The organism is Candidatus Defluviilinea gracilis (genome assembly GCF_057138825.1).
Genome location: NZ_DBNHEF010000036.1, coordinates 1 through 3,668 on the forward strand (window position 1 = coordinate 1; position 3,668 = coordinate 3,668).

The following is a 3,668-nucleotide window of genomic DNA, read 5'->3' on the forward strand; positions in this document are numbered from 1 at the left end:
TTCACTACAGACAGGAAACCCTAACCACGGAGTCACGGAAACACGGAGAAAAACAATTAAAAAAACTCCGTGACTCGGTGACTCTGTGGTTTGTCTGTTGGATTATATACAACCTTTGAGCGCTCCCTCCGTGGCGTCCGTGTCTAATAAAAGAAGGGTTCTACCGTTTTTAACGGGAAACCTTTTTTTTCAAACACAAAGGACACGACGGTCACAAAGGAAAACGCAAGGAATCTAGGCTCTTTTTTTGCCTTTGTGTCGCTTCGACGAACTCAGCGCAAGACTTTGTGCCCTTCGTGGTGAAGCTCTTTCCCGTTAATTATGGGAGACCCAAAAGAAGTTAAGCAGCGACCTCTCAAAGTTCTCTACGCGCTCTGCCGTCTCGTGGCGCAGGGCGCCACTCGCGGCACGAACAGTATGGCAACGAAGGAGTAAGAAACAGTCTCTTAGCGGAAGACTTCTGTAAACGCTTGAACGGTTTTCTCAACTCCCGCATCATCGATCGCATAGTGGGTCACCAGACGAATACGGCGCGCGCCCGCCCAGTCAATCAAGACTTTATGGTTTAACATTTTCTCGCATAACTGTTTTTCGTCGAATGGGACGTTGTCGGCGATATCGAAGTACACCATGTTTGTGAACGGGGCGCCTTCATCGAGCAGGATGCCCGGTATCTTACGCAAACCATCCGCCAATTTTTTGGCGCGAGCGTGATCGTCCCCCACCCGCCGCGACATTTTCTCGAGCGAAACAATCCCCGCCGCGGCAAGAACGCCGGCTTGTCTCATGCCGCCGCCGAGCATCTTCCGCAGGTGACGAGCGCGGGCGATAAACGCCTTCGTTCCCGCCAGCATCGAACCGACCGGCGAAGCCAGCCCCTTGCTCAAACAAAACATGACCGAATCGGCGGGAGACACAAGGTCTTTCACCTCCGCGCCCAAGACAGCGGCGGCATTGAAAATCCGCGCGCCGTCGATGTGAAATTTCAAGTTGTTGGCTCTGGCAATTTCACCCACCTGCCGCGTGTATTCGACGGATAACGCCACCCCGCCGCAATTGTTTTGGGTGTTTTCGATACAGATCAAGCGCGTGATGGGTTGGTGCACATCCTCCGGGCGGATCGCGTTGCGAATCCCCTCCAGCGCAAGCGTGCCATCTTTTTGATTTGGGATCGGGTTCGGTTGAATCCCGCCCAACGCAGACATCCCGCCTGCCTCATTTAAGTAAATATGCGACTTGCTCCCAACGATAGCTTCGTCTCCGCGCTGGCAGTGGACCAGCAGGGCGAGCAGATTCCCCATCGTGCCGGAGGGGACGAACACCGAAGCCTCTTTGCCCAGCATGGACGCGGCAAGCGCTTCGAGCCGATTGACGGTTGGATCGTCCCCGTACACATCGTCGCCCACTTCGGCTTCCGCCATCGCCTCGCGCATCTCAGGCGTGGGCTTGGTGACGGTATCGGAACGAAGGTCAATGTACTCCATGTCGCATTTCCTATTCTATATATTTCAATATTTGAATCAGTTCTCCGGGCAAAGGCGCCTCAAAGACGCGCGCTTCGCGCTCGTATGGCAAAGTAATCTTCAAGCGAAGCGCATGAAGGATATGTCGTTTAATTGGCAACACAGAATTCTTTCTGCCATACACGCGATCGCCCGCTATCGGGCATTTCAGAAATGCGCAATGTAAACGGATTTGATGCGTGCGCCCGGTCAGGGGATGAAACTCGAGCAGGGTGTGATGTTCAAAACTCTGCAAGGTCTTGTATTCCGACACAGCCTCGCGCCCTTTTGTCTTGGAAACATTCGCCATGTGCTTTCGGTTCTTTGGGTCCCTGCCAATGAACGTTTCCACGCGACCGGATGGAGTCGGCGGTTTGCCATCTACCAGCGCGAGATACGTTTTCTCCACCTTCCGTAAGCGGAATTGGTCCTGCAACCAACGATGGGCGCGTTCGTTTTTGGCGAGAAGGATCAGCCCCGAGGTATCCTTGTCCAGCCGGTGGACGATGCCGGGGCGCTCCTCGCCTCCGATGCCTTCGATGTCCGGGTCATGCCCCAGCGCGGCGTTAACCAGCGTTCCACGGGCGTGTCCCGCCGCAGGGTGTACGACCATGCCCGCCGGTTTATTCACCACCATCAGTTCGTCGTTTTCAAAAATTATATCGAGGGGAATTTGTTCCGCGACCAGATCGGTCGGCGCGGCGGGAGGGACACGAACAGTAAGGGCGGCGCCGGCGTCTACGGGCTGACCAGCCTTACGGGCGGGCGAACCGTTCACGTCCACGCATCCGCCTGCGATCAGCTGTTGAATCCGCGAGCGCGAAAACTCCGGCAGAACTTCCGCTAAAAATTTGTCGAGCCGTTCGCCGGGCTGTCGGTCATAGCGAATTTGGAATACGCGCTCGACGGTCACGTTATTGGCTCGCTTGGATGGCGGCTGATCGTTTTGCGGCGCGCTCTTGCAAGTAGACGCCCAGCAGAAGGATTGCCGTGCCGATGCTGATGCTTGCGTCTGCAATGTTGAACACCGCAAATGAGCCGACGGAAATAAAATCGGTCACGCGCCCTTCGCGCATGAGGCGGTCGATCAGGTTGCCAAGCGCGCCTCCCAGTTGCATGCTCATGGCAAGCCGCAAAGTCCAATCGTGTTGTTCCACTTGGGGAAAGTAAAAAATGATGGCGCCGATCACCACGAAGGCAAGCGCCGTGAACACCATGGCGCCGTTCTGGAACATACCGAACGCGGCCCCGGTGTTATGCCAGTGCACAAAACGCGCGTACGGGCTGAGCCATTCCAACGATTCGGGCAACCAGGTTGCGCCGAGAGGGAGGTTTGTTCTCACCAGCGATTTTGTCCACTGGTCGAACAGGACGATCAACCCCGCCACCAAAAATAGCATTCCATACTTTTCAAACAAACGGTTCACTCATCACCTCAAAATAAAACTGCGCTATTCTATCATCACTCGTTCACGAACAGGCGCGGCACGCGCGCGCCGATACTGGTCAACACTTCGTATTCATTCGTGCCCATCCATTCGGCAAAATCGGCTGTGGAAATCCCCTCGCCCATCAGCACAACTTCTTCGCCGGTCTCGACCGCGTCGTCTCCTGTGTTGACCATGAATTGATCCATGCAGATCCTGCCCACTTGCGGATATTTCTTTCCTCGTATGACTACTTGAGCTTTGTTCGTCATACGACGGAAGTAGCCATCGGCATACCCGCAAGGGACGGTGACGATTCGCGTCTCTGTTTCAGCCTGCCACAACGAGCCATAACTGACCGACCTCCCCGGCTTGGTCCGCTTCGAGTAAGCCACTTTCGATTTCCATGTCAATGCTGGCTGGATCGTTGGGTCGCGCGGCGTTTCATCGCCCGGAGACACGCCATAGAATAGTATACCCGCGCGCACCATGTCAAAATTTGCTTCGGGAAGATTCAAAATTCCGCCCGAATTATTCATGTGTTTTAACGCGGGCGGGGGTTCGCTCAATTTTTCGTACACGCGCAGGATGCCTTGAAAACGCTCCAGTTGCATCAAGGAATAACTGCGGTCAGCCAGTTCGGAATTGGCGAGATGCGTGTACATCCCTTCCACGTCGACATGCTGGAGGCGCAGGCAATACTCGATGAATTCCTGCGCTTCATATTCATGGGCTCCAA

4 protein-coding genes are annotated in these 3,668 nt (G+C 54.9%); all 4 read right to left on the reverse strand.

The genetic code is table 11. The annotated features are described in order from the left end of the window. Positions 1 to 446: 446 nt before the first annotated feature. Positions 447 to 1,484, reverse strand: a complete 1,038-nt coding sequence (gene ltaE, locus AC16KF_RS04625; protein ID WP_484036128.1) for a low-specificity L-threonine aldolase — start codon at positions 1,482 to 1,484, stop codon at positions 447 to 449. 10 nt (positions 1,485 to 1,494) lie between these two features. Next, the gene (locus tag AC16KF_RS04630; RefSeq protein ID WP_484036129.1) at positions 1,495 to 2,415 is read right to left on the reverse strand and encodes an RluA family pseudouridine synthase; all 921 of its coding nucleotides are present in this window, start codon (positions 2,413 to 2,415) and stop codon (positions 1,495 to 1,497) included. A gap of 1 nt (position 2,416) precedes the next feature. Further along, entirely contained in the window at positions 2,417 to 2,929 is a 513-nt protein-coding gene (gene lspA, locus AC16KF_RS04635; RefSeq protein ID WP_484036130.1) for a signal peptidase II, read from the reverse strand. A 35-nt stretch (positions 2,930 to 2,964) separates the two neighbouring features. Continuing rightward, on the reverse strand, positions 2,965 to 3,668 hold a 704-nt coding region (alr, locus tag AC16KF_RS04640), incomplete at its 5' end, for an alanine racemase (protein WP_484036131.1).